Origin of the sequence: Azoarcus sp. KH32C, from assembly GCF_000349945.1 — a bacterium.
Classification (GTDB): Bacteria; Pseudomonadota; Gammaproteobacteria; order Burkholderiales; family Rhodocyclaceae; genus Aromatoleum.
Map to the genome: position 1 here is coordinate 1,802,434 of NC_020516.1, position 23,418 is coordinate 1,825,851.

General features: G+C 61.8%; 19 protein-coding genes, 2 tRNA genes and 2 rRNA genes. 20 read left to right on the forward strand and 3 right to left on the reverse strand.

Annotated elements, in window-relative coordinates; genetic code table 11:
- Positions 1-4: 4 nt before the first annotated feature.
- Together AZKH_RS07935 and AZKH_RS07940 are read left to right on the forward strand one after the other, a co-directional pair.
- Positions 5-1,219 (forward strand): ABC transporter substrate-binding protein, encoded by a 1,215-nt coding sequence (locus tag AZKH_RS07935; RefSeq protein WP_015435238.1) that lies wholly within the window; start codon positions 5-7, stop codon positions 1,217-1,219.
- A gap of 22 nt (positions 1,220-1,241) precedes the next feature.
- Positions 1,242-2,054: an ABC transporter permease gene (locus AZKH_RS07940; protein ID WP_015435239.1), complete on the forward strand. Its 813-nt coding sequence runs from the start codon at positions 1,242-1,244 to the stop codon at positions 2,052-2,054.
- 128 nt (positions 2,055-2,182) lie between these two features.
- Here the strand turns inward: AZKH_RS07940 and AZKH_RS07945 are convergent, their stop codons facing one another.
- Together AZKH_RS07945 and pedF are read right to left on the reverse strand one after the other, a co-directional pair.
- Positions 2,183-3,028 carry an ABC transporter substrate-binding protein gene (locus tag AZKH_RS07945; RefSeq protein ID WP_015435240.1) on the reverse strand — a complete coding sequence of 282 codons (846 nt, stop codon included), beginning with the start codon at positions 3,026-3,028 and terminating at the stop codon, positions 2,183-2,185.
- On the reverse strand, positions 3,018-3,467 hold the full coding sequence (pedF, locus tag AZKH_RS07950) for a cytochrome c-550 PedF (protein ID WP_041656013.1): 450 nt from the start codon (positions 3,465-3,467) through the stop codon (positions 3,018-3,020). The genes AZKH_RS07945 and pedF overlap by 11 nt, the downstream gene beginning before the upstream one ends.
- Positions 3,468-3,752: 285 nt before the next feature.
- On the opposite strand from pedF, the gene AZKH_RS07955 reads away from it, so the two are divergent.
- The 9 genes from AZKH_RS07955 to AZKH_RS07995 all read left to right on the forward strand — a co-directional run bounded on the left by AZKH_RS07955 (position 3,753) and on the right by AZKH_RS07995 (position 13,436).
- A complete protein-coding gene (locus AZKH_RS07955) occupies positions 3,753-5,789 on the forward strand; it encodes a sigma-54-dependent Fis family transcriptional regulator (protein WP_015435242.1) in 2,037 nt (678 codons plus the stop codon).
- Positions 5,790-5,887: 98 nt separating this feature from the next.
- Complete coding sequence (locus AZKH_RS07960) at positions 5,888-6,364, forward strand: 4Fe-4S dicluster domain-containing protein (protein WP_015435243.1); 477 nt, start codon at positions 5,888-5,890, stop codon at positions 6,362-6,364.
- 15 nt (positions 6,365-6,379) lie between these two features.
- Positions 6,380-8,227: an aldehyde ferredoxin oxidoreductase family protein gene (locus AZKH_RS07965; protein ID WP_015435244.1), complete on the forward strand. Its 1,848-nt coding sequence runs from the start codon at positions 6,380-6,382 to the stop codon at positions 8,225-8,227.
- An 88-nt stretch (positions 8,228-8,315) separates the two neighbouring features.
- A complete protein-coding gene (locus AZKH_RS07970; protein WP_015435245.1) occupies positions 8,316-9,587 on the forward strand; it encodes an NAD(P)/FAD-dependent oxidoreductase in 1,272 nt (423 codons plus the stop codon).
- A gap of 19 nt (positions 9,588-9,606) precedes the next feature.
- Positions 9,607-9,858 (forward strand): MoaD/ThiS family protein, encoded by a 252-nt coding sequence (locus AZKH_RS07975; protein WP_015435246.1) that lies wholly within the window; start codon positions 9,607-9,609, stop codon positions 9,856-9,858.
- A gap of 1 nt (position 9,859) precedes the next feature.
- On the forward strand, positions 9,860-10,168 hold the full coding sequence (locus tag AZKH_RS07980) for a hypothetical protein (RefSeq protein ID WP_015435247.1): 309 nt from the start codon (positions 9,860-9,862) through the stop codon (positions 10,166-10,168).
- Positions 10,169-10,317: 149 nt separating this feature from the next.
- Positions 10,318-11,943: a methyl-accepting chemotaxis protein gene (locus AZKH_RS07985; protein WP_051071655.1), complete on the forward strand. Its 1,626-nt coding sequence runs from the start codon at positions 10,318-10,320 to the stop codon at positions 11,941-11,943.
- Between the two features lie 63 nt (positions 11,944-12,006).
- Positions 12,007-12,711: an ABC transporter permease gene (locus AZKH_RS07990; RefSeq protein WP_015435250.1), complete on the forward strand. Its 705-nt coding sequence runs from the start codon at positions 12,007-12,009 to the stop codon at positions 12,709-12,711.
- Between the two features lie 5 nt (positions 12,712-12,716).
- Entirely contained in the window at positions 12,717-13,436 is a 720-nt protein-coding gene (locus tag AZKH_RS07995) for a phosphate ABC transporter ATP-binding protein (RefSeq protein WP_156822067.1), read from the forward strand.
- A gap of 23 nt (positions 13,437-13,459) precedes the next feature.
- Here the strand turns inward: AZKH_RS07995 and AZKH_RS08000 are convergent, their stop codons facing one another.
- Positions 13,460-14,491 carry a LysR family transcriptional regulator gene (locus AZKH_RS08000; RefSeq protein WP_231874489.1) on the reverse strand — a complete coding sequence of 344 codons (1,032 nt, stop codon included), beginning with the start codon at positions 14,489-14,491 and terminating at the stop codon, positions 13,460-13,462.
- Here AZKH_RS08000 and AZKH_RS08005 point away from each other — a divergent pair.
- The 9 genes from AZKH_RS08005 to AZKH_RS08045 all read left to right on the forward strand — a co-directional run bounded on the left by AZKH_RS08005 (position 14,490) and on the right by AZKH_RS08045 (position 23,334).
- A complete protein-coding gene (locus AZKH_RS08005) occupies positions 14,490-15,362 on the forward strand; it encodes an SDR family oxidoreductase (RefSeq protein ID WP_015435253.1) in 873 nt (290 codons plus the stop codon). The two genes, AZKH_RS08000 and AZKH_RS08005, sit on opposite strands and share 2 nt — an antisense overlap.
- 28 nt (positions 15,363-15,390) lie before the next feature.
- Positions 15,391-15,936 carry a cytochrome b gene (locus tag AZKH_RS08010; protein ID WP_015435254.1) on the forward strand — a complete coding sequence of 182 codons (546 nt, stop codon included), beginning with the start codon at positions 15,391-15,393 and terminating at the stop codon, positions 15,934-15,936.
- Between the two features lie 17 nt (positions 15,937-15,953).
- On the forward strand, positions 15,954-16,550 hold the full coding sequence (locus AZKH_RS08015) for a YceI family protein (RefSeq protein ID WP_015435255.1): 597 nt from the start codon (positions 15,954-15,956) through the stop codon (positions 16,548-16,550).
- Between the two features lie 71 nt (positions 16,551-16,621).
- Positions 16,622-17,197 carry a YceI family protein gene (locus AZKH_RS08020; protein ID WP_015435256.1) on the forward strand — a complete coding sequence of 192 codons (576 nt, stop codon included), beginning with the start codon at positions 16,622-16,624 and terminating at the stop codon, positions 17,195-17,197.
- Positions 17,198-17,416: 219 nt separating this feature from the next.
- Positions 17,417-17,941: a hypothetical protein gene (locus AZKH_RS08025; protein WP_041656014.1), complete on the forward strand. Its 525-nt coding sequence runs from the start codon at positions 17,417-17,419 to the stop codon at positions 17,939-17,941.
- A gap of 473 nt (positions 17,942-18,414) precedes the next feature.
- Positions 18,415-19,950 (forward strand): 16S ribosomal RNA (locus tag AZKH_RS08030).
- A gap of 77 nt (positions 19,951-20,027) precedes the next feature.
- Positions 20,028-20,104 (forward strand) — tRNA-Ile (locus AZKH_RS08035).
- A 13-nt stretch (positions 20,105-20,117) separates the two neighbouring features.
- Positions 20,118-20,193: transfer RNA gene (locus tag AZKH_RS08040), tRNA-Ala, on the forward strand.
- Positions 20,194-20,450: 257 nt separating this feature from the next.
- Positions 20,451-23,334 (forward strand): 23S ribosomal RNA (locus AZKH_RS08045).
- Together the 16S and 23S rRNA genes with 2 tRNA genes alongside form the textbook arrangement of a ribosomal RNA operon.
- Positions 23,335-23,418: the final 84 nt, after the last annotated feature.

Consider the following 23,418-nt stretch of genomic DNA (forward strand, 5'->3'; position numbering starts at 1 on the left):
CATCGTGCAGATCACGCATCGACTTTGCGCGGGACGTTTCCCGCGGCCCTTCGGCTTGCTCGCCTTGTTCGCAACGCTGGCTGCGCTGCTGTTCGCGCCGGCCGCGTGGGCCGCGACGGTCCGCATCGCCCATCTCGAAATCGAAGGCGACGCGCGCTACGACGATACCCACCTCGCGCAGCACGGCCTCGCCCAGCCGCTCGGCCGTCCCTACGCCGGCGCGGAAATTGCGATCCGCGAGGGGAAATTCGCCGGCAAGGCGGTGGGCGTCGACTTCGCGCTGGAGCGCGTCACCGGCGCCGATGCGAAGGCGCTGATCGCCGCGGTCGAGAAGCTCAACGGGCAGGGCGTGCGCTACTTCCTCATCGACGCGCCGGCCGCCGTGGTCGCGGAAGTCGCCAAGGCCGTGCGCGGTCGCGAACTCCTGCTCTTCAACGTATCGGCCGCGGACGACGCGCTGCGCCAGGCGCAGTGCCAGCCCAACCTGCTGCACACGCTGCCCAACCATGCGATGACCGCCGACGCGCTCGTGCAGTACCTCGTGTCGCGCAAATGGCGCTCCGTGCTGATGCTCGAAGGCCCGCTGCCCGACGATCACCTGATCGCCGAAGCCTTCGAACGCTCGGCCAAGCGCTTCGGCGTCAAGGTCGTCGACAAGAAGCCTTTCGTGCTGAGCAACGATCCGCGCCAGCGCGACCAGGGCAACGTCGCGCTGCTCACCGCCGGAGCCGACTACGACGTCGTCTTCGTCGCCGACAGCGACGGAGAATTCGCACGCAGCGTCCCCTACCGCACGGTGCGCCCGCGTCCCGTCGTCGGCGCGGACGGCCTCGCCGCCGCCGCATGGAGCTGGGCCTGGGAGCGCAACGGCGCGCCGCAACTCAACACCCGCATGGAAAAGCAGGCCGGCCGCCGCATGGCCGACATCGACTGGGCCGCGTGGATGGCCGTCAAGGCCGTCGTCGAGGCGGTCGCCCGCACGAACAACGCCGCCTTCCCGGTCGTCGTCAAATACCTCAAGGGCGACGAGATCGCGATCGACGGCTTCAAGGGCAACCGCCTCGGCTTCCGCCCCTGGGACAACCAGCTGCGCCAGCCGATCCTGCTCGCGACCCACAACGCCGTGATCGAGCGCGCGCCGATCGACGGCTTCCTGCATCCGACGAACAACATGGATACGCTCGGCTTCGATCAGCGCGACAGCCGCTGCGCCTTCTGATGGCCGGCCACCGGGAGCACCAATGAGACTTCACCACGCCTGGCTTGCGCTGCAGGCCATCACCGGCCGCGAAGTGGCCAAGTTTGTCCGCCAGGGCGGGCGCTTCGCCTCCGCGCTCGTCCGCCCGCTGCTGTGGTTGGTCGTGTTCGCCGCGGGCTTCCAGAATGTCTTCGGCGTGTCGATCATCCCGCCCTACGAGACCTACATTCCGTACCAGGAATACATCGTTCCGGGCCTCCTCGGGATGGTGCTGCTCTTCAACGGCATGCAGTCCTCGCTCGCGATGGTCTACGACCGCGAGATGGGCGTGATGCGCCTGCTGCTCACCGCCCCCTTGCCGCGCGCCTATCTGCTCTTCGCGAAGCTCCTCGCCGGCACCTTGCTCTCGGTACTGCAGGCCTACGTCTTCCTCGTCATCGCGGCGCTCTTCGGCGTGCAGGTGCCGTGGATGGGCTGGCTCTACGCGCTGCCGGTGATCGTGCTCGGGGGAATGATGCTGGGGGCGCTGGGTTTGCTGCTGTCGGTACAGGTGCGTCAGCTCGAGAACTTTGCGGGCACGATGAATTTCGTGATCTTCCCGATGTTCTTCATCTCGCCGGCGCTCTATCCGCTATGGAAGCTCGAGGAATCCGGCGCGGCCGTCGTCTACGCGGTCGCCCGCTGGAACCCCTTCACGCACGCGGTCGAGGCGATCCGCTTCGCGCTGTACGGACAATTCGCCGCGACCTCGATGGCGATCGTCGTCGCGGCGTTGATCGTCTTCTTCGCTCTCGCCGTTCAGGGATACGACCCGCAGCGCGGCATGCTGAAACGCGCCGGGGCGAAGGCGGCGTGAAGCCTACCACCGCCATGGAGCAGGCTGTGTAAGCAACTGCTCCATGGCGGAGCAGTTGTACCGTTTTGGAGCAATTCGAGAAGAATGAAGCGATCTGCGGTGACCCGGAGGTCATCGCAGAATTGCCGTCACGGCATGTGGTGACTGACGCCGTAAGTCGTGAAGATGCGGTCGAGCTCGCCCGAACGCTGAATTTCGGCGAGACCTTCGGATAGCGCAGCCTTAAGTTCCTTGCTGCCCGACTTCACCGCCAGGCCCAGCGTCCAGCTATTGACGCGCATGCCGGTGATCTTCACCGTATCGAGACGGAACTGCTTGTCGTCCTTCATGGCCGCCTCGAGTTCACTGCGCGGACCCATCACGGCGCTGACCTCGCCGCGCGTCATCGCCTTCACGGCCTCGGCGATGCTGTGGAAGTGCACGACGTTTTCACGCAGGCGGCCGTTCAGCGCGTGCATCAGGTAGTCGTCGGAATGCGTGTCGAGCTCCACGCCGATCTTCTCGCGCGTAAAGACTTCCAGCGCCTCCGACGGCATGCCCGATACCTGCTGCACACGCTCGGGGTTGCGTGCGATGGCCATCGTTTCGAGCTGGTAGGGGCCGAAGATGGCGACCTTGTCGTTCTGCTGCGCGAAGTACGCGTCGACCGGAACGTGCAGCATCACATCCCCGGGGCGTGTCCCCAGGTAGTGGCCTTTCCAGACCATGTTGCGCAAATCGTCGCTCATGTTCTCCCCGGCGGGGAATTCGACGATCTCCGCACGCAAGCCCAGTTTCTCGGCCAACGCTTGGCCGAGCGCAATATCGACGCCCTTGCCGCGCGCCGAGTACGGCGCGAAATCGGCATAGACCGCGATGCGCAAGGTGCCCTGCTGCTGCAACTCCAGGTCGGCCGCCTTCGCGTAGGCGGGCAGCAGGGGGCTTGCGCACAGCGCCCCCGCTGCGATCAGAAAGGAACGACGGTCATTTTTCACGTACGGTCTCCAACCAGGCCTTGATGGCCCACATTGCCTCCTGCGGCAGAATGCCTTCGAACGGGGGCATATATACCGCGCCATTGCGCGTCACGCCGTGACGGATGCGCCCGAGGAAGTATTCGTCGGTTTCCGGTTCGATGTCCAGCTTGCGCAGGTCCGGCGCGATACCGCCCGACACGGCGCCCAGGCCGTGGCAGCGCGCGCAGTTCTGGTTGAAGGCGGAGCTGCCGATGCGGATCGCCTCCGCGTCGCCGCGGTAAGGGTTGGGGGACGTGACCCATTCCTTGCCTAGAGGCTTCAGCGTCGACACGTCAACTGCCTGGGGAGTTACGTCGCCGTGTGCATGTGCCAGGCCCGCCACGAGCGCCAGACCGATCGCCATTGCTCCAACTCGCAGTTTGCGCGCCGGGGTCTCCTTGTAGTTCTGCGTATCCACCTTGTCGTTCCTCACACTTGTTTAGATTTCACGTGCACCTGGGACGGTGCCCTTGGCGTAACCTGTACTGCAAACGCTGTGCCACTGTTTCCGCAAGGGCTTCGACTTGGCGCGAACCCATAAGATCCGCGGGATTCCGCTTATCTTCTGCTGGCAAAGAAATTGCTCCATTCGAGCTACGCCAGCCAGAGGGTGGATTGCTTCAACATGGGGCAGGTGCTACTTTCTGGAACAAGGGACAAGCCGACAATAAGTCCTGTACAAGGCGCATCACAGGAGGAGATGATGGTTGTGATACCGCAGTTGCGGGAGCGCCGCGACGATGCTGTTCTTGACGCAAGACGCAGCTTCTTCGAACAAGGAGAGACGCCGGAATCGGGCGTTGCACCGCTGGTGTTGCGCTCCTGGGAGCGTAGCCGCTCGGCCGGACTCGATGTTCAGGACGGGCGGCTGATCGACCCGGTCGGCCGGGCCCGGCTGTCCGAAGCACGCGAGCGCAGTGCGCGGCTGCTCGACCAGGCCGGCGGGATCATGGAGCACGTCTTCGAGCAGATCCGTTCGACCGGCAGCATGGTCATCCTCGCCGACATTCAGGGGATGATCCTGCACTGCCTCGGCGATCCCGACTTCGTCGGCCGCGCGCACCAGGTCGCGCTGCAACCGGGAGCGAGCTGGGAAGAGTCGGTTCGCGGCACGAACGCGATCGGCACTGCCATCGTCGAGCGCGGGGCCGTCGAAGTGCTCGGCGCCGAGCACTACCTCGAGCGAAACGGATTCCTCACCTGTTGTGCCGTGCCGGTGTTCAGCGCCAGCGGACAGCTCGCCGGCGTCTTCGATATCTCAGGCGACTCCCGCAGTCATCAGCGCCACACGCTGGGCCTCGCGCGCCTGTCGGTGCAGTTGCTCGAAAAGCGCCTCTTCGAGGCCGAATTTGCACGCGATATTCGCATTGCCTTCCATCCCCGCCCCGAATACGTGGGCAGCCTCCAGGAGGGCATGATCGCGATTAGCCCCGAGGGTGCCATCATCGGCGCCAATCCTTTTGCGCGCGAATATCTTGGCTTGACGCCGGGGCTGCTCGAAACGCCGGCGCTGTCGACGTTCCTCCGAATCGGCTTTGGCCAACTGATGGATCGTGCCGCTTCGGCGGCCGGAGACTTGCTGATGATCGAAACCCGCCGGGCCGAACCGGTTTACGTCCAGGTACGTGGCCAGCGCCCCGTCCGTGTCGAAGTTTCCCCGACGAAAACGCTCGAGCGCGCACCCGAGCGGGCAGCGGCCAAGGCGAACGAGCGGGGCCGCAACCGCATCCAGCTCGACGACCTCGCAACCGGCGACGTCCGGCTTCAGCTCGCTCTCGACCGCGCCCGCCGTGTTCTCGGCAAGGACATCCCGCTATTGATCCAGGGCGAGTCCGGCGTCGGCAAGGAACTCTTCGCGAGCGCCTTCCACCACAGCGGACCCCGCTGCGACGGCCCCTTCGTTGCGCTCAACTGCGCTGCGATCCCCGAAAACCTGATCGAGTCCGAACTCTTCGGATACGTCGGCGGCGCCTTCACCGGCGCGCGTCGTGAAGGCGCGATCGGCAAGCTCCAGCAGGCCCACGGCGGCACGCTCTTCCTCGACGAGATCGGCGACATGCCGATGGGCATGCAGGCACGTCTGCTGCGTGTGTTGCAGGAACGCAGCGTCACGCCGATCGGGTCCATGAAGTCGATCCCCGTCGACATTTCGCTCGTCTGCGCGACTCACCGCGTGTTGCGCGATGCCGTGAAGCAAGGCACGTTCCGCGAGGATCTTTATTACCGCGTGAACAGTCTAACCGTCACTTTGCCGCCGCTGCGGGAGCGTACGGACATCCGCCACATCGTCACGCGTCTCCTGGACGCCGAAATCGGTGACATGCGCCGGGGCACGGTGGGGATTGGCGAGGAGGTCATGTCCTTCTTCGAACGCTACAACTGGCCGGGCAACGTGCGCCAGCTCCAGAACGTGATTCGCGTCGCGGTGGCCTTGCTCGACGACCACGAGGAGGAAATTCTGCCGGTGCACCTGCCGGAAGAACTGTTCGGAACCGATCCTTGCGACGATGGCGAACTTCGGCGCGCAGACTTCGTTCCGGCACCGGTCACTGCAGCGCCTGCTGCTCCGGTGGCAGTTCAGGCCGTCGCCGAGACTGCAGCTCCGCGGAGCCTGGATGAAATCGAACTCGCGGCGATCACCACCGTGATGCGCGAAGTCGGCGGCAATATCTCCGCTGCCGCCCGCCGCCTCGGGGTCAGTCGGAATACCTTGTATAGAAAGCTGGGCCGGATGAATTGACCCGATAAAAACCATGTCAGAATAGTGGTCTTGGCATGATGTTTGCTGTTGCAAAGAGTTGTTCCCGAGGTTAATCCACAAGACGGAGGAGAGATTCGATGTGGAAATCACTTCACATTGACCCCGCGAAGTGTACCGGCTGCCTGCAATGCGAGATGGCTTGCTCGTACGAACATACCGGCGTCATAAATCCCAGCAAGTCGCGCATCAAGGTCTTCAATTTCGAACACGAAGGGCGCAAAGTCCCTTACACCTGTACGCAGTGCACCGAGGCTTGGTGCATGCACTCCTGTCCGGTCGATGCGATCCGCCTCGACCTGACGACCGGCGCGAAGATGGTGTTCGAGGACACCTGTGTCGGCTGCAAGGTTTGTACGATCTCCTGTCCCTTCGGCACGATCAATTACAACCAGAGCACCGGCAAGGTCCAGAAGTGCGACCTGTGCGAGGGCGATCCCGCCTGTGCGAAGGCCTGCCCGACCGGCGCGATCACCTACATCGATGCCGACTGGACCGGACTTGCGCGCATGCAGGCCTGGGCCGCAAAGGCCAACACCCCGGCACCCGCAGCCTGAGAGGAGAGGAACGTCATGGGATGGAATCGCAAGATCCTGCGGGTGAACCTGACTCAGGGCACGTGCAAGGAAGAGCCGCTCAACATGGAATGGGCGAACGACTACCTCGGCTCGCGCGGGTTGTCGTCGAAGTATCTGGTGTCGGAGATCGACCCGAAGGTCGACCCTCTGTCGCCCGACAACAAAATGATCATGGGAACCGGTCCTCTGACCGGCACGATGGCGTCGACCGGTGGCCGTTACACCGTCACGACGAAAGGACCGCTGACCGGCGCGATCGCCTGTTCGAACTCGGGCGGCTTCTTCGGTGCCGAAATGAAGTTCGCCGGCTGGGATATGATCATCTTCGAGGGACGTTCCCCGAAGCCGGTCTATCTGTTCCTTGAGAACGACAAGGCTGAGCTGCGCGACGCCACGCACCTGTGGGGCAAGAGCTGCTGGGAAACCGAGGAAACGATCAAGACCCAGCACCAGGATCCGCTGATCCGCGTGTCCTCGATCGGGCTCGCGGGCGAGAACCAGGTCATGTTCGCCTGTATCGTCAATGACCTGCATCGCGCCGCCGGGCGCTCCGGCGTCGGCGCCGTCATGGGTTCGAAGAACCTCAAGGCGGTCGCGATCCGCGGGACCAAGGGCGTCTCCGGCATCAAGGACTTCGGCGCCTTCCTGAAGGCGACGCAGGACGCGAAGAAGGTCCTCGCCGACAACGCCGTCACCGGCCAGGGCCTGCCGAAGTACGGCACCCAGGTCCTGATGAACGTCATCAACGAAGTCGGCGCGCTGCCCACCCGCAACCACCGGGACGTGCAGTTCGAGGAGGCCTCCAAGATTTCCGCCGAGGCCATGCACGAGAAGCGCGAGACCGACGGCAAGACCCACCTCATCACGAACGCCGCCTGCTTCGGGTGCACGATCGCCTGCGGACGCATCTCGCAGCTCGACCAGAATCACTTCACCGTCAAGAACAGCCCGAAGTATTGGGGCGCCTCCGGCGGCTTGGAATATGAAGCGGCGTGGGCGCTCGGTGCGAACAACGGCGTTGGCGACCTCGAAGCGCTGCAGTACGCGAACATGCTGTGCAACGAGCAGGGCATGGACCCGATCTCCTTCGGCGCGACCGTCAGTGCCGCAATGGAACTGTACGAGATGGGCGTGCTGACCAAGGAGCAGATCGGCATGGAAGCGCCCTTCGGCTCGGCCGCGGCGCTCGCCCGCTTCGCCGAGATGACGGCGACCGGCGAAGGCTTCGGCAAGGAAATCGGCCTCGGGTCGGCGCGTCTGTGCGCGAAGTACGGCCACCCGGAACTGTCGATGAGCGTCAAGAAGCAGGAGTTCCCGGCCTACGATTCGCGCGGCATCCAGGGTATCGGTCTCGCGTACGCGACCTCCAATCGCGGAGCCTGCCACCTCCGTGCCTACACGGTCGCATCCGAAGTGCTGGGCATTCCCGTCAAGACCGACCCGCTGGCCACCGAGGGCAAGCCCGAACTCGTCAAGGCCTTCCAGGACGCGACCGCGGTGTTTGATGCCGCAGGGGTGTGCGTATTCACGTCGTTCGCGTGGACCTTGGCCGATGTGCAGCCCCAGGTCGCCGCGGCGTGCGATGGCGACTGGTCGATGGAGAAACTCAATCAGGTGGGCGAGCGGATCTGGAACATGGAGCGACAGTTCAACCTCGCCGCCGGTCTCTCCGGCAAGGACGACAACCTGCCGACGCGACTGACGACGGAACCCGCGAAGACCGGCCCGGCGAAGGGCATGGTGAACCGTCTCGGCGAGATGCTGCCCGAGTACTACAAGGTGCGCGGCTGGACGCCCGACGGCGTGCCTACGCCGGAAACCCTGTCGCGGCTCGGCCTCTGATCGTCGTCCGATACGCAAAGCGTAGTCCCCTTCCTGGCGGCATCGCCCCCGGGAAGGGGAATTCATCGCCCAATCGAGGACAGCTCCCATGAAACACGTGATACTCGGCAACGGTCCCACGGGCGTCGTCGCAGCGGAGACGCTCCGCCGCGCAGCCCCTGCCGACGAGATCCTGATGGTCGGCTCCGAAGGGGAGCCCCCATACTCGCGCATGGCCATTCCCTACCTGCTCGAGGAAAACATCGACGAATCGGGCACCTATCTACGCAAGACGCCCGACCACTTCAAGAAGCTGCGCGTCCGCGAGCTGAATGCCCGTGCGGTATCGCTCGACACCGACCAGCGCCGTATCCTCTTCCAGGACGGCCACTTTGAGGATTATGACCGTCTGCTGATCGCAACCGGCTCGCACCCCGTGCGTCCGCCCATTCCCGGCGTCGACCTGCCCGAGGTGCAGACCTGCTGGACGCTCGAGGACGCTCGCGCCATCGCCCGTCTCGCCAAACCCGGCTCGCGTGTGCTGCAGCTCGGCGCCGGCTTCATCGGCTGTATCATCATGGAAGCCCTCGCGGCGCGAGGCGTCCAACTCACGGTCGTCGAAATGGGCGACCGCATGGTGCCGCGGATGATGACACCCAAGGCCGGCGGCATGATCAAGAGCTGGGTCGAGACCAAGGGCATCCGCGTCGTCACCAATGCCGGCGTGAAGCGGATCGACCGCAGCGCACAGCCTTCGGTGGTGAACGTCACGCTGTCGACCGGCGATGTGCTGCCGTGCGATCTCGTGATCGTCGCCGCCGGCGTCGCGCCGAACGTCGCCTTCCTCGAATCCACGCCGGTGCACGTCGCCAAAGGCGTCCTCGTCAATGAACAGCTCGAAACGAGCGTGCCGGGCATCTACGCCGCAGGCGACGTCGCCGAAGCGCCCGATCTGTTTACGGGCGAACACCTCGTCGCCGCGATCCAGCCCAACGCCGCAGACCAAGCCCGCGTCGCCGCGCTCAACATGGCCGGTCGCCCGACAAAGCTCAACGGCGTCCTCGCGATCAACGTACTCGCCACGCTCGGCCTGATCTCGTCGTCCTTCGGGCAATGGTGGGGCGAGAAGAGCGATCAGGGCGGGGTCGGCGTCGAACACATCGACGAAGCCCGCTATCGCTACCTGAGCCTGCAATTCAAGGACGACGTGATGATCGGCGCGACCTCGATCGGCCTCACCGAACACGTCGGGGCCCTGCGCGGACTGATCCACGGGCAGGTCAAGCTCGGCGCCTGGAAGGAGCGCCTGCTCGCCAACCCGCTGCAGTTCGTCGAAGCCTACGTCGCCCGTTCGCAGCAGCCGATGGCTCTCGCGCGCTGAGACATTCCCTGGCACTGCAATGAAGATCGGTTTGAAACTGTTCGCGTCGCTCACCGACCACCTCCCGTCCGACCGCAAGGGTAACCGGGTCGAGCTGGAGGTGGAGGAGGGCACCACCATCGCAAACCTGATCACCCGCTTCCAGGTGCCGGAACGCAGCGCACATCTGGTGCTCGTCAATGGCCACTTCATTCCCCCTGGCCAGCGCGCCACGCACCGGCTGGTCGGTGGCGACGAAGTAGCGATCTGGCCACCCATCGCCGGCGGCTAGCGTGGGCTTCATCTCCGGACCGGTCCCGGAACGGTTCGAGCGCGAAGTCACGGCCACACCGGCCGAGTTCGAGCGTGATCTGCGCAAGGCTTGGCCGGCCGGGGTCGAGTGCCTCGCCCCGGGATACTTTCGCCTCCACTTCGACGCGGCGCGGCTCGATATCCATGTCGAGCCGAGCGGCGTGCGGCGCCTTGGCCTGTTCAAACTCCCGCTTCTCGTTGTCCGATACGAATTTTCGGGCGGCGATGAGACCCTCCGTCGCCGATTCCTTGCTCCGCTCGACCGCGCGATGCAGCGCGGAGGAGGGTGAGCATGCCTCGTGCTTCCGGAGGGGGTATGTAATTAAAGTTTTCCGACGAATCGCCGTTACGACCAACGTCATAGTGCACAATGCACATTGGCTGATAGTGTCGAATAACGGGGCGGCCTCGCCCCCGAGTCGGAAACAGGAGCATCTGAATGTTGAACCGCTTTTCACTGACAAGACTTCTCGTCGTGGCCTGTGTGGCGATCATCTGCGCCATGGCGGTGCTTTCCTTGCTGTCGAACCGTTTATTGAGCGGCATTCATACTCAATCGGCAGAGGGACAGTCGCTGCAGGCTGCGATGCTGCTCGCCAAGGAGGCGCGGTTCCAGACGATCCAGGTCCAGCAGTTTCTGACTGACGCTGCTGCAACGGCGGAGGAAGCCTCGTTCGCCGAAGCCCGCGAATCTCTGGAAGCCGCTCTGCAAGCGCTTCAGCGCCTGGGTGACAAGCAACCCGATCTGACGACCCGTGCCCGCGAGATCGGTGCAGGCGTGACGAAGCTGCACGAGATGGGCGTCGCCATGGCCCACGTCTATATCGACTCGGGGCGCGACGCGGGCAATGCCATCATGAAGCGGCCGGACGATGGTTTCGATGTCGTCGCCGATCAACTCGCGGGCCGCATCGACGCACTGGTCGAAGAGCTCACCAGCAAGTCGTCGAAGGCGCTCGAAGGCACCACAGGCGCGATCGAGGTGATCCAGTACATGATGAACATCTCCAGCCTCGCGATGCTGGTCGGCGTCATTGTTGCGGCCTACATCGTTCGGCGTAGCGTCATCGATCCGATCCTGCGGCTGCGCGATTCGATGAACGACATCGCCCAAGGTGAAGGCGACTTGACGAAGCAGCTCGAAGCAGTTGGATCCAACGAAATCTCGCAGGTGAGCCGAAGTTTCAACGACTTCGTCGCCCGCATCCGCGACATGGTGAAGCTGGTGGCGGACGACAGCACCAGGCTCGCCGCCACCAGCGACATCCTGTCCCGCTCGGCCGACGAGACCCGCCGTGGCATGCGCCGACTGCATGAACAAACCGAAGCGGCCGCTGCTGCGGTCATCGAGATGGGGGCGAACGTCCAGGAGGTCTCCTCCAGCGCCGATTTTGCCGCCGAGTCGGCACGGCAATCGAATGCGGCAGCCCAGCAGGGAAAGACTGTCATCGAGGCGACCATCGGCGCGATCCGCCAACTCGCGATCGACGTCAGGGATGCGGGTGATGCGATCAGGAATCTCGACGGCGAGGTCCGCGAGGTCGGAGAGACGCTCGCGGTCATTCGCGAAATCGCCGCGCAGACGAACCTGCTCGCGCTCAACGCGGCCATCGAAGCGGCTCGCGCCGGTGAGCAGGGCAGGGGATTTGCCGTCGTCGCCGACGAAGTCCGCAAACTCGCTCAACGGACGCACGAATCGACCGAGCGTATCGAACAGGTGATTTCGCGCCTGCAGGCCCAGTCCCAACATTCCGTGTCGGTCATGGAATCCGGCGGCAAGAAGGCCGCGGCCACCGTCGAGCACGCCAGCGCCGCCGAGAACGCTCTGAACGACATCGTCGATGCGATGGGCCGGATTCGCGAGACCGTCCAGCAAATCGCCGATGCCGTCGTCACGCAGCGCGAGGCGGCCGACAACATCAGCAGCAGCATCACCGAGATCACCGCCGTGGCCGACCGGACGGCCGCCGAGGCCGACGGCACTTCCAGCGAAACCGCGAACATGGCAACGATGACCGGCCAATTGACCGGCCTGGTCGGTCAGTTCAAGGTAGGGAATCGTTGATCGGGCCGGCTTCCCAACACGCCCCTGTCGCTGCGGCGTGATTTGATCCGTTATCCTTGGTGAATGGCGGCCTTTTCCTCCACCTTTTACGATGCCTTCCTGCTGATTGCGTCGCTCGACCACCGGGCGGTCGAAATCGTGTCCCTGTCCGTCCGCGTGAGCGGCGCGGCTGTACTGCTCGGAACCCTGATCGGGTTGCCCTTGGGCGCGTTTCTCGCGGTAGGCCGCTTTGCAGGCAGGAATGCCGCGTTGGTCACCATCAACGCCTTGATGGGGCTGCCCTCGGTCGTCGTCGGCGTCATCGTCTACCTCTTCCTGTCCCGCTCGGGGCCATTCGGCGAGTTCGGCCTCCTGTACACGCCGTCGGCGATGATCGTCGCGCAAACCGTGCTGGTCGTCCCGTTGATGGCCGCGATCGCCCGACAAGTCATCGATGACGCCTGGCAGCGCTACGCGGAAGAACTGCAAGCGATGCATTTCACCTGGTGGCAGAGCGTGACCACGCTTCTCTACGACTGCCGGCACTCGCTGCTCGTCGCCGTACTCGCCGGCCTCGGTCGCGCCATGAGCGAAGTGGGCGCCGTCATGATCGTCGGCGGCAACATCGACCACGCCACCCGCGTCATGACGACCAGCATCGCCCTGGAGACCAGCAAGGGCGATCTCCCGCTCGCGATAGCGCTCGGCCTCGTCCTCATTTCCGTCATCCTCGTCCTCAATGCGCTCGCGTTCGCGGTTCGAGGCTGGGCGATGCGTCGTTACGGATGAAACCGATGTTCCCGCTGCGACTGCGCGACCTGAAATTCCAGCCCAACGGCCGCGCCGTCCTCGACGGCGTCGATCTCGAACTGGGCGGAGAGGGGATTACGCTGATCCTCGGGCCGAACGGCGCTGGCAAGAGCGTGCTCCTGCGTACGCTCTGCGGGCTCGTCGAGCCGACAGCCGGCACGATCGAATGGGGAGATGGAGATGGGCGGCGGCCGGCGCTCGCGGTCGCGATGGTCTTCCAGCGGCCGATGATGCTGCGCGCCTCGGTGCGCGAAAATGTCGCCGTCGCGCTCAAGCCCTTCGGTGTTCCGCGGACCGAGCGTCACGAGCGCGCCGCCAAAGTATTGGAACGCGTCGGCTTGGCCGCCCGGGCGGCGGATAGCGCGCGACAACTCTCGGGCGGCGAACAGCAGCGTCTGGCTTTGGCTCGCGCCTGGGTCACGGCGCCCCGTCTCCTGCTGCTCGACGAGCCCACCGCGAGCCTCGACCCCTCGGCTACGACCGAAGTCGAACGCATCGTGCGCGAAATCCGCACGGACGGCACCCGCATCCTGATGACCACCCACAACCTCGGCCAAGCCACCCGCCTCGGGGACGACGTCGTCTTCATGAGTGCCGGCAAGGTGCGCGAGCACGCCTCGGTCCAACGCTTCTTCGCCCGCCCCTCATCGGACGAGGCACGTCTCTTCATCCAGGGCGAACTTCCGTGGCGGATGAACTTCTGACCCCACGGGGAGACGCTGAGGGTTTACTCTCGCCGATTTCCTGAAAACCCCTGATCCCAGTAGGGCACCGGCCCGATCCGCTCCGCGAGGTAATCGACGAGCGTCCTGACCCGGTGGGGCACATAGCGCGTTCCCGGAAACACCGCATAAATCTGCAACTGCGTCGTCGTGTATTCGGCGAGCACCTGCTCCAACAGGCCAACCTGTACCGCCTGCGACATGAGGAAGGTCGGTTCGCACACGATCCCGAGCCCGCGGATTGCCCCGTCCACCAACGCGTCGCCGTTGTTCATTCGCAGACGCCCCTTTACTGGCACCGAATAGGGCTCGCCATTGATATGGAAAGTCCATCCGGGAACGGGTGCCAGCGTATAGGTCAGGCAATGATGGGACAACAAGTCGTCCGGATGTTGCGGTCGTCCGTGGCGGTCCAGGTAGGCGGGCGACGCCACCGCCGCCAGTCCGCTCACGCCGAGCCGTCGGATCACCAGACTCGGATCGATCCGCTGCGAAATCCGCACCGCGAAGTCCATCCCTTCCTCGATCAGATTCACCCGCCGGTCGCTGAACTCGAGATCGACCGTCACTTCCGGATAAGTCGTGATGAAATCCGAGACCAATGGCATCAGGTGGCGAATGCCGAAACTCATCGGTACGCTCGCCCGGATCGGCCCCCGAGGCGCGCGTTTCTCCCCGGCGAGATCGCCCTCGGCCGCCTCGACCATGGACAGGATTTCCCGACACTTCTCCAGATAAGCCGATCCGGATGCCGTCAAGCTCAGTCGCCGCGTGCTGCGCGCGAGCAGCTTCGTCCCGAGGTGCGCCTCCAATCCCGCGATCTGGCGTGTGATCGCCGACCGGGCAACGTTGAGCCGATCCGCGACGGCTGTGAAGCTGCCAGCTTCCGCAACGCGGACAAACACATCCATGGCCTGAAGACGATCCATTGTTTTCTTCCGTGCAACAAAGAGTTCGAAGACAAGGCCTATTTTAGGAGCAATCGTTCGCCTAAAGTTGCATTCACGCAATGACGCAAGAACGGAGAGCAATGACATGATTCTGGTGACCGGAGCCACCGGGCAGTTGGGGCAGCGCATCGTGCAGCGCCTCGCGGCCCGTCTGCCGCATGCGGGCGCCGGTCAGATCGCCGTCAGCGTCCGCGATCCGGCTCGCGCGGCTCAACTCGCCGCGCGCGGAATCGACGTGCGTCAGGGCAACTTCGACGATATCGACACGCTTGCCACTGCTTTCTCGGGCATCGATCGCCTCGTCCTGATTTCGACCGACGGCCCCAAAAATGTCCGCATCGCCCAACACCGCAATGCGATCGAGGGCGCGCGCGAGGCGGGGGTCAAGCACATCTTCTACACCAGTTTTCAGGACGCGGCCGAGAATTCTCCATCCGAATTCGCCCAGGTCCATGCCGCCACCGAGTCGGTCCTCGCGACGTGCGGTATTGCGCACACGATTCTCCGCAATGGCCTCTACGCCGATTTCCTGCCGATGACGCTGGCGGCCGCACTGCAAACCGGCGTCCTGCGCCTGCCCGCCGGCACCGGCAAAGTCAGCTTCATTTCGCGCAACGAGCTCGCCGAAGCCATCGCGGCCGCCGCCCTCGCGCCGCGACTCGAGAAGCGACTCTACGAACTCACCGGCCAGACCTCCCACGATTTCGCGGAAATCGTGGCCAAGCTCGGCGCCGCCACCGGGAAGAGCCTGCGCTACGAGGCGATCGGCGAAGACGAATATGCGCAGCTGCTGGAGCAGGCTCAATGGCCCGCCTGGCTCGCTCGCGCGATGGCGACAATGTATACCGCAGCGTCGGAAAACCGGTTCGCGCGATGCAGCAACGATTTCGCGGCCCTGATCGGCCACCCTCCGAAATCGATCGATTGCCTCCTCGCCGAGTTTTTCCGTGCCCCCTGACGTGCCGAATCCCTGAGAGGAATAAAGAATGAAGGTCCCGAAACACTATCCGACACCGTCGGTACTCCTGCATTGGCTCACTGCCCTGCTGATTCTGGCAGCACTTCCGCTCGGCCTCTACCTGAGTGACCTGCCGCTGTCGCCCAACAAGCTCAAACTCATCTCGTATCACAAATGGATCGGCATCACCGTGCTGTTCCTGTTCCTCCCGCGCCTGGTGCTGCGCCTGACGCGCCCCGTCCCTCCACCTCTCGACGTACCGGCCTGGCAACGCTTCGCCGCCGCGGCAACCCACGGCCTGCTCTACGTCCTCATCATCGCGGTGCCGCTTACCGGCTGGCTCATGAGCTCCGCCAAGGGATTCCCGGTCGTCTATCTCGGCATCCTGCCCTTGCCGGACCTGCTCGCGAAGGATCCGGCGCTCGGCGACCTGTTCAAGACCATCCACGAAATGCTGAATAACGGCCTTCTCGTCCTGATCGGCCTGCACGTCGCAGCCGCGCTCAAGCACCAGTTCATCGACCGCGACGACACCTTGGTGCGGATGATGCCGATTCTCAAACGTTCAACCTGAATGAAGGAAACTCAACGATGACCCTGCGCACAGTGCTCGCTGTCGCCCTGTTTGCGGCAACCCTGCCGATGGCCTCTCTGTCCGCCGTCGCGGCCGACGCGCCCGCCGTCTTTGACCAGGTGCAACCGGCCAAGAGCAAGATCGCCTTCGTCTTCACGCAGATGGGCGTGCCGGTCGAAGGCCAGTTCCGCAAGTCCAAGATCGACCTGGCCTTCGACGCCGCCGCTCCGGCCAAATCGACGGTCCGCCTCGATCTCGACCTCTCCGGGATCGACGCCGGTTCGTCCGATGCTAACCAGGAAGTCGGCGGCAAGGCATGGTTCGATCTCAAGAGCTTCCCGACGGCCACTTTCGTGTCCTCGTCGGTCAAGCCGATCAGCGGCAACCGCTACGAAATGACCGGCAAGCTCAGCATCAAGGGCCGCACTCGCGACGTCACGACCCCGATCATCGTGACCCAGGCCGGCAATACGGCCAAGTTCGACGGCAATTTCACGCTCAAGCGGCTCGAATTCGGAATCGGCGACGGCAGCTGGTCGGATACCTCCATCGTCGCCGACGAGGTCAAGGTCAGCTTCCACGTCGAAGCCGATCGCCGCGCCGCCGTCAAGTAACAAGCACCACCCAACCCCGACAACCGCAGCACCCTAATCGAACCTGTTTGCTCCAAGGAGATCCTGAACAAATGCAACTCAAGCGCCTCGCCCTCATTTCGACCCTGGCCGCCACCTTTGCTGCTCCGGCACTGGCCGCCCCTGAAACCTTCGTCATCGATGGCAACCACACCTTCCCGCGCTTCGAATACAGCCACTTCGGCTATTCGACCCAGCAGAGCCGTTTCAACAAGACGACCGGGACGATCGTCATCGACCGCGCAGGGAAGAGCGGCTCCGTCGACGTCACGATCGACACCAAGTCCGTCGACACCGGCTCGGACCTCTTCAACGAGCATATCCAGGGCGAGGACTTCTTCGACACCGCCAAGCATCCCAACATCACCTTCAAGTCGACTGGCGTCTCCTTCGACGGCGACAAGCTCGCGTCTGTCGATGGGAACCTGACCATCAAGGGCATCACCAAGCCCGTCAAGCTCGAAGTGACCTCGTTCAAGTGCATGGACCATCCGCTTGCGAAAAAGGAAGCCTGCGGCGCCAACGCAGTCACCACCATCAAGCGCTCAGAGTTCGGCGCCGGCAAGTTCGCCCCCTACGTCGGCGACGACGTGAAGCTCGTGATTGCAGTCGAAGCGATCAAGCAGTAAGTCTTGCCAGACGATGCCCCGGTCCTCCGGGGCTTTTTTTTCCTGTCGGCTACGGGGCCTGATGTGTTCTTCAAGTGCCGTCATTTCTGCCAAAGATGTGTGAATATGTAAAACAAATAGATGGCGCCGGTGTCGCGGCGATAATTGCTTCTCATAAGACCGCCGATGTACCCGAGCTCCATTTGCTTCCGAGCCGTTACGTTCCGCGAGGATCGTCCGATGAGAAAATCTGCCATTGCTGCCGCATTCGTACTTGTGCCGCTGATACCGATTGCAGCCAGCGGGCATCTGAATCCCTTCCTGACAGAAGCTCGGTCCGCAGTTCACCCGCCGGGACATTTCGGCGCCCAGTTGGTCCTGACTCCCAATGAGCAACGTTTCGCCGAAGCCTTGATCTCCGAGCCTCGCCTGCCCGAGGCCCTGGCTGTCGATAGCGTGAGGCGGGGATCGTCTGTCGCCGCGGTGCTGATCTTCCAGGGGTGTGCGACAGATCGCAGCGGCAAATGTGATGTCGTCGCAGACTTTTCCGTAATTTCCCCGTCCGGCAGAGAGATGTCTGGTGGGAGCGGAGCCCTTTGGTCCGACGCCCCAGTTCCAGGCGGCCTTCATCTAGGCAATGCGAGCATCGGATTGAGCTTCGGCGACGATGATCCTGTCGGTCGCTATCACGTTATCGCCACAGTCACGGACAAAGTGTCCGGCCGGCAATTGATGTTCGACACCCCGCTCACACTGAGCGAGTGAATGGCCGTTATTGAATAACCCGCGTCTGCGCTATGCGGGACCGCGCTTTGGTGGGCCAACATCGGAAACTCGACAACCCTGCGCTCGTGCACGTCGGCCGGATGCCCCTGACGATTCGTTTGTGATCGAGAAAAAATCTTCATCTCGCAGTTGACGGCCGCGCTGCGGTCTATATAATCCGCCCCTCTTCGCGACGCAGCGGTGAAACGCAGTGGCGGCGGAGAGGGGAAAGAGCGTTGGATGCAGTCGATGTTAAAGAAATAAAATATCGGCAGTGCTTGACGGCGACAGTGAAGTTTGTCAGAATCTCTTTCTCGCTGCTTCGGCGGCGGTTCTTTAAAAAATTGGACAACCGATAAGTGTGAGTGCTCGGTGACGGCAGGCGCAAGTGGGTTCTTCGGAATCTGCGCTTTGCAAGCATTGAGTGCTCAGATGTAAGTCAGTAATGATTTCTTTGAGTGCATTGTTGGATTGAACTTAAGAGTTTGATCCTGGCTCAGATTGAACGCTGGCGGCATGCTTTACACATGCAAGTCGAACGGCAGCGGGGGCTTCGGCCTGCCGGCGAGTGGCGAACGGGTGAGTAATGCATCGGAACGTACCCAGTCATGGGGGATAACTACGCGAAAGCGTAGCTAATACCGCATACGCCCTGAGGGGGAAAGCGGGGGATCGCAAGACCTCGCGTGATTGGAGCGGCCGATGTCGGATTAGCTAGTTGGTGGGGTAAAGGCCTACCAAGGCGACGATCCGTAGCGGGTCTGAGAGGATGATCCGCCACACTGGGACTGAGACACGGCCCAGACTCCTACGGGAGGCAGCAGTGGGGAATTTTGGACAATGGGGGCAACCCTGATCCAGCCATGCCGCGTGAGTGAAGAAGGCCTTCGGGTTGTAAAGCTCTTTCAGACGGAAAGAAAACGCTTCTCCTAATACGGGAGGCGGATGACGGTACTGTCAGAAGAAGCACCGGCTAACTACGTGCCAGCAGCCGCGGTAATACGTAGGGTGCGAGCGTTAATCGGAATTACTGGGCGTAAAGCGTGCGCAGGCGGTTGTGTAAGACAGGTGTGAAATCCCCGGGCTTAACCTGGGAACTGCGCTTGTGACTGCACGGCTAGAGTACGGCAGAGGGGGGTGGAATTCCACGTGTAGCAGTGAAATGCGTAGATATGTGGAGGAACACCGATGGCGAAGGCAGCCCCCTGGGCCGATACTGACGCTCATGCACGAAAGCGTGGGGAGCAAACAGGATTAGATACCCTGGTAGTCCACGCCCTAAACGATGTCGACTAGTTGTTCGGAAGGGTAACTTTCTGAGTAACGCAGCTAACGCGTGAAGTCGACCGCCTGGGGAGTACGGCCGCAAGGTTAAAACTCAAAGGAATTGACGGGGACCCGCACAAGCGGTGGATGATGTGGATTAATTCGATGCAACGCGAAAAACCTTACCTACCCTTGACATGCCTGGAATCCTTGAGAGATCAGGGAGTGCCTTCGGGAGCCAGGACACAGGTGCTGCATGGCTGTCGTCAGCTCGTGTCGTGAGATGTTGGGTTAAGTCCCGCAACGAGCGCAACCCTTGTCGCTAATTGCCAGCATTGAGTTGGGCACTTTAGCGAGACTGCCGGTGACAAACCGGAGGAAGGTGGGGATGACGTCAAGTCCTCATGGCCCTTATGGGTAGGGCTTCACACGTCATACAATGGTCGGTACAGAGGGTTGCCAAACCGCGAGGTGGAGCTAATCCCTTAAAGCCGATCGTAGTCCGGATCGCAGTCTGCAACTCGACTGCGTGAAGTCGGAATCGCTAGTAATCGCAGATCAGCATGCTGCGGTGAATACGTTCCCGGGTCTTGTACACACCGCCCGTCACACCATGGGAGTGGGTTTCACCAGAAGTAGGTAGCTTAACCTTCGGGGGGGCGCTTACCACGGTGAGATTCATGACTGGGGTGAAGTCGTAACAAGGTAGCCGTATCGGAAGGTGCGGCTGGATCACCTCCTTTCAAGAGAAGGCGCCGCTCGGCGCCGAGTGCTCACAACTTATCGGTTGTTCAGGCAACGAGAGCCTCGCGGTATCGGAGGGTCTGTAGCTCAGCTGGTTAGAGCACCGTCTTGATAAGGCGGGGGTCGTTGGTTCGAACCCAACCAGACCCACCACACGCAGTATCGGGGGGGATTAGCTCAGCTGGGAGAGCACCTGCTTTGCAAGCAGGGGGTCGTCGGTTCGATCCCGTCATCCTCCACCATGATAGGTGGGGCTCGAGTCAGGGTTAAGCGGTGGGTAGCCGGTGGGCTGCGTAGCGCTTAGGCCTGAGTGCCAATGTTCTTTAACAAAGTGGAAGAAGTAAAGTGTGCGACAGTCGGTCGGAAGATCGATTGTGGCATGGGTTGGTGTGATTGCATTTTTGCATCTATCTGCGCTTTGAACCGGCGGCAGATGGGTGCGCACAAGCGCGAGTTGCCTGTAGCGGTGGGATCCTGTAAGAGGGGTCCAGAGTTATAGGATCAAGCGACTAAGTGCATGTGGTGGATGCCTTGGCGATCACAGGCGATGAAGGACGTGCAAGCCTGCGAAAAGCGGGGGGGAGCTGGCAATGGAGCATTGATCCCCCGATGTCCGAATGGGGAAACCCACTCCTTCGGGAGTATCCCAGACTGAATCCATAGGTCTGAGGAGGCGAACGCGGTGAACTGAAACATCTAAGTAGCCGCAGGAACAGAAATCAACCGAGATTCCCCAAGTAGTGGCGAGCGAACGGGGAAGAGCCTGCACGACTAAACCATCGATTTAGCAGAACGGTCTGGAAAGTCCGGCGATACAGGGTGATAGCCCCGTATGCGAAAAATCGGTGGCGGGTCTGAGCGTGCGACAAGTAGGGCGGGACACGTGAAATCCTGTCTGAAGATGGGGGGACCATCCTCCAAGGCTAAATACTCGTGATCGACCGATAGTGAACCAGTACCGTGAGGGAAAGGCGAAAAGAACCCCGGGAGGGGAGTGAAATAGATCCTGAAACCGCATGCATACAAACAGTGGGAGCCTCCTTGTGGGGTGACTGCGTACCTTTTGTATAATGGGTCAGCGACTTACGTTCAGTAGCGAGCTTAACCGAATAGGGGAGGCGTAGGGAAACCGAGTCTGATAAGGGCGACTGAGTTGCTGGGCGTAGACCCGAAACCGGATGATCTATCCATGGCCAGGATGAAGGTGCCGTAACAGGTACTGGAGGTCCGAACCCACTAATGTTGAAAAATTAGGGGATGAGCTGTGGATAGGGGTGAAAGGCTAAACAAATCCGGAAATAGCTGGTTCTCCCCGAAAACTATTTAGGTAGTGCGTCGTACGGACACTTGCGGGGGTAGAGCACTGTAATCGTTGGGGGGGTCACTGCGATCTACCCCGCGATAGCAAACTCCGAATACCGCAAAGTGATATACGGCAGACAGTCCTGGGGTGCTAACGTCCTGGGACGAGAGGGAAACAACCCAGACCGCCAGCTAAGGTCCCAAATACATGGCTAAGTGGGAAACGAAGTGGGAAGGCATAGACAGCTAGGAGGTTGGCTTAGAAGCAGCCACCCTTTAAAGAAAGCGTAATAGCTCACTAGTCGAGTCGTCCTGCGCGGAAGATGTAACGGGGCTCAAGCCATGAACCGAAGCTGCGGATCTCGTAAGAGATGGTAGGGGAGCGTTCCGTAAGCCTGCGAAGGTGTCTCGAGAGGGATGCTGGAGGTATCGGAAGTGCGAATGCTGACATGAGTAGCGATAAAGGGTGTGAAAAGCACCCTCGCCGAAAGCCCAAGGTTTCCTGCGCAACGTTCATCGACGCAGGGTGAGTCGGCCCCTAAGGCGAGGCAGAAATGCGTAGTCGATGGGAAACGGGTCAATATTCCCGTACCGATTTTAGATGCGATGGGGGGACGGAGAAGGTTAGGCCGGCCGGGTGTTGGACGTCCCGGTTTAAGCGTGTAGGCGTGCCCGATAGGCAAATCCGTCGGGCTGAGCTGAGGCGTGATGACGAGGTCTCTTTGAGACCGAAGTGGTTGATACCCTGCTTCCAGGAAAAGCCTCTAAGCTTCAGTCTAGAATCGACCGTACCGCAAACCGACACAGGTGGGCAGGAAGAAAATTCTAAGGCGCTTGAGAGAACTCAGGAGAAGGAACTCGGCAAATTGATACCGTAACTTCGGGAGAAGGTATGCCCCGGTAGCTTGTAGGAGTACATCCGAAGGGCGACGGGGCCGCAGAGAATCGGTGGCTGCGACTGTTTATTAAAAACACAGCACTCTGCAAACACGAAAGTGGACGTATAGGGTGTGACGCCTGCCCGGTGCCGGAAGGTTAAGTGATGGGGTGCAAGCTCTTGATCGAAGCCCCGGTAAACGGCGGCCGTAACTATAACGGTCCTAAGGTAGCGAAATTCCTTGTCGGGTAAGTTCCGACCTGCACGAATGGCGTAACGATGGCCACACTGTCTCCTCCTGAGACTCAGCGAAGTTGAAGTGTTTGTGAAGATGCAATCTACCCGCGGCTAGACGGAAAGACCCCATGAACCTTTACTGTAGCTTTGCATTGGACTTTGACGGGACTTGTGTAGGATAGGTGGGAGGCTTTGAAGCGGCAACGCCAGTTGTCGTGGAGCCGTCCTTGAAATACCACCCTGGTGTCGTTGAGGTTCTAACCTGGGCCCGTGAATCCGGGTCGGGGACCGTGCATGGCAGGCAGTTTGACTGGGGCGGTCTCCTCCTAAAAGGTAACGGAGGAGTACGAAGGTCGCCTAGGTACGGTCGGACATCGTACTGATAGTGCAATGGCAAAAGGCGGCTTGACTGCGAGACCGACAAGTCGAGCAGGTGCGAAAGCAGGTCATAGTGATCCGGTGGTTCTGTATGGAAGGGCCATCGCTCAACGGATAAAAGGTACTCTGGGGATAACAGGCTGATTCCGCCCAAGAGTTCACATCGACGGCGGAGTTTGGCACCTCGATGTCGGCTCATCACATCCTGGGGCTGTAGCCGGTCCCAAGGGTATGGCTGTTCGCCATTTAAAGTGGTACGTGAGCTGGGTTTAAAACGTCGTGAGACAGTTTGGTCCCTATCTGCCGTGGGCGCTGGAAGTTTGAGAGGACCTGCTCCTAGTACGAGAGGACCGGAGTGGACGTACCTCTGGTGTACCGGTTGTGACGCCAGTCGCATCGCCGGGTAGCTAAGTACGGAAGAGATAACCGCTGAAAGCATCTAAGCGGGAAACTCGCCTCAAGATGAGACTTCCCCGGGGCCTCGAGCCCCCTGAAGGGTCGTTGAAGACCACAACGTTGATAGGTCGGGTGTGGAAGCGCAGTAATGCGTTAAGCTAACCGATACTAATTGCCCGTGCGGCTTGATCCTATAACCCTGGATCCACGCCTCACCCGCACGCAACACCGCGCAAGCAATCACAACCCCCCATACCGCACACACTTCTCCCCCTTT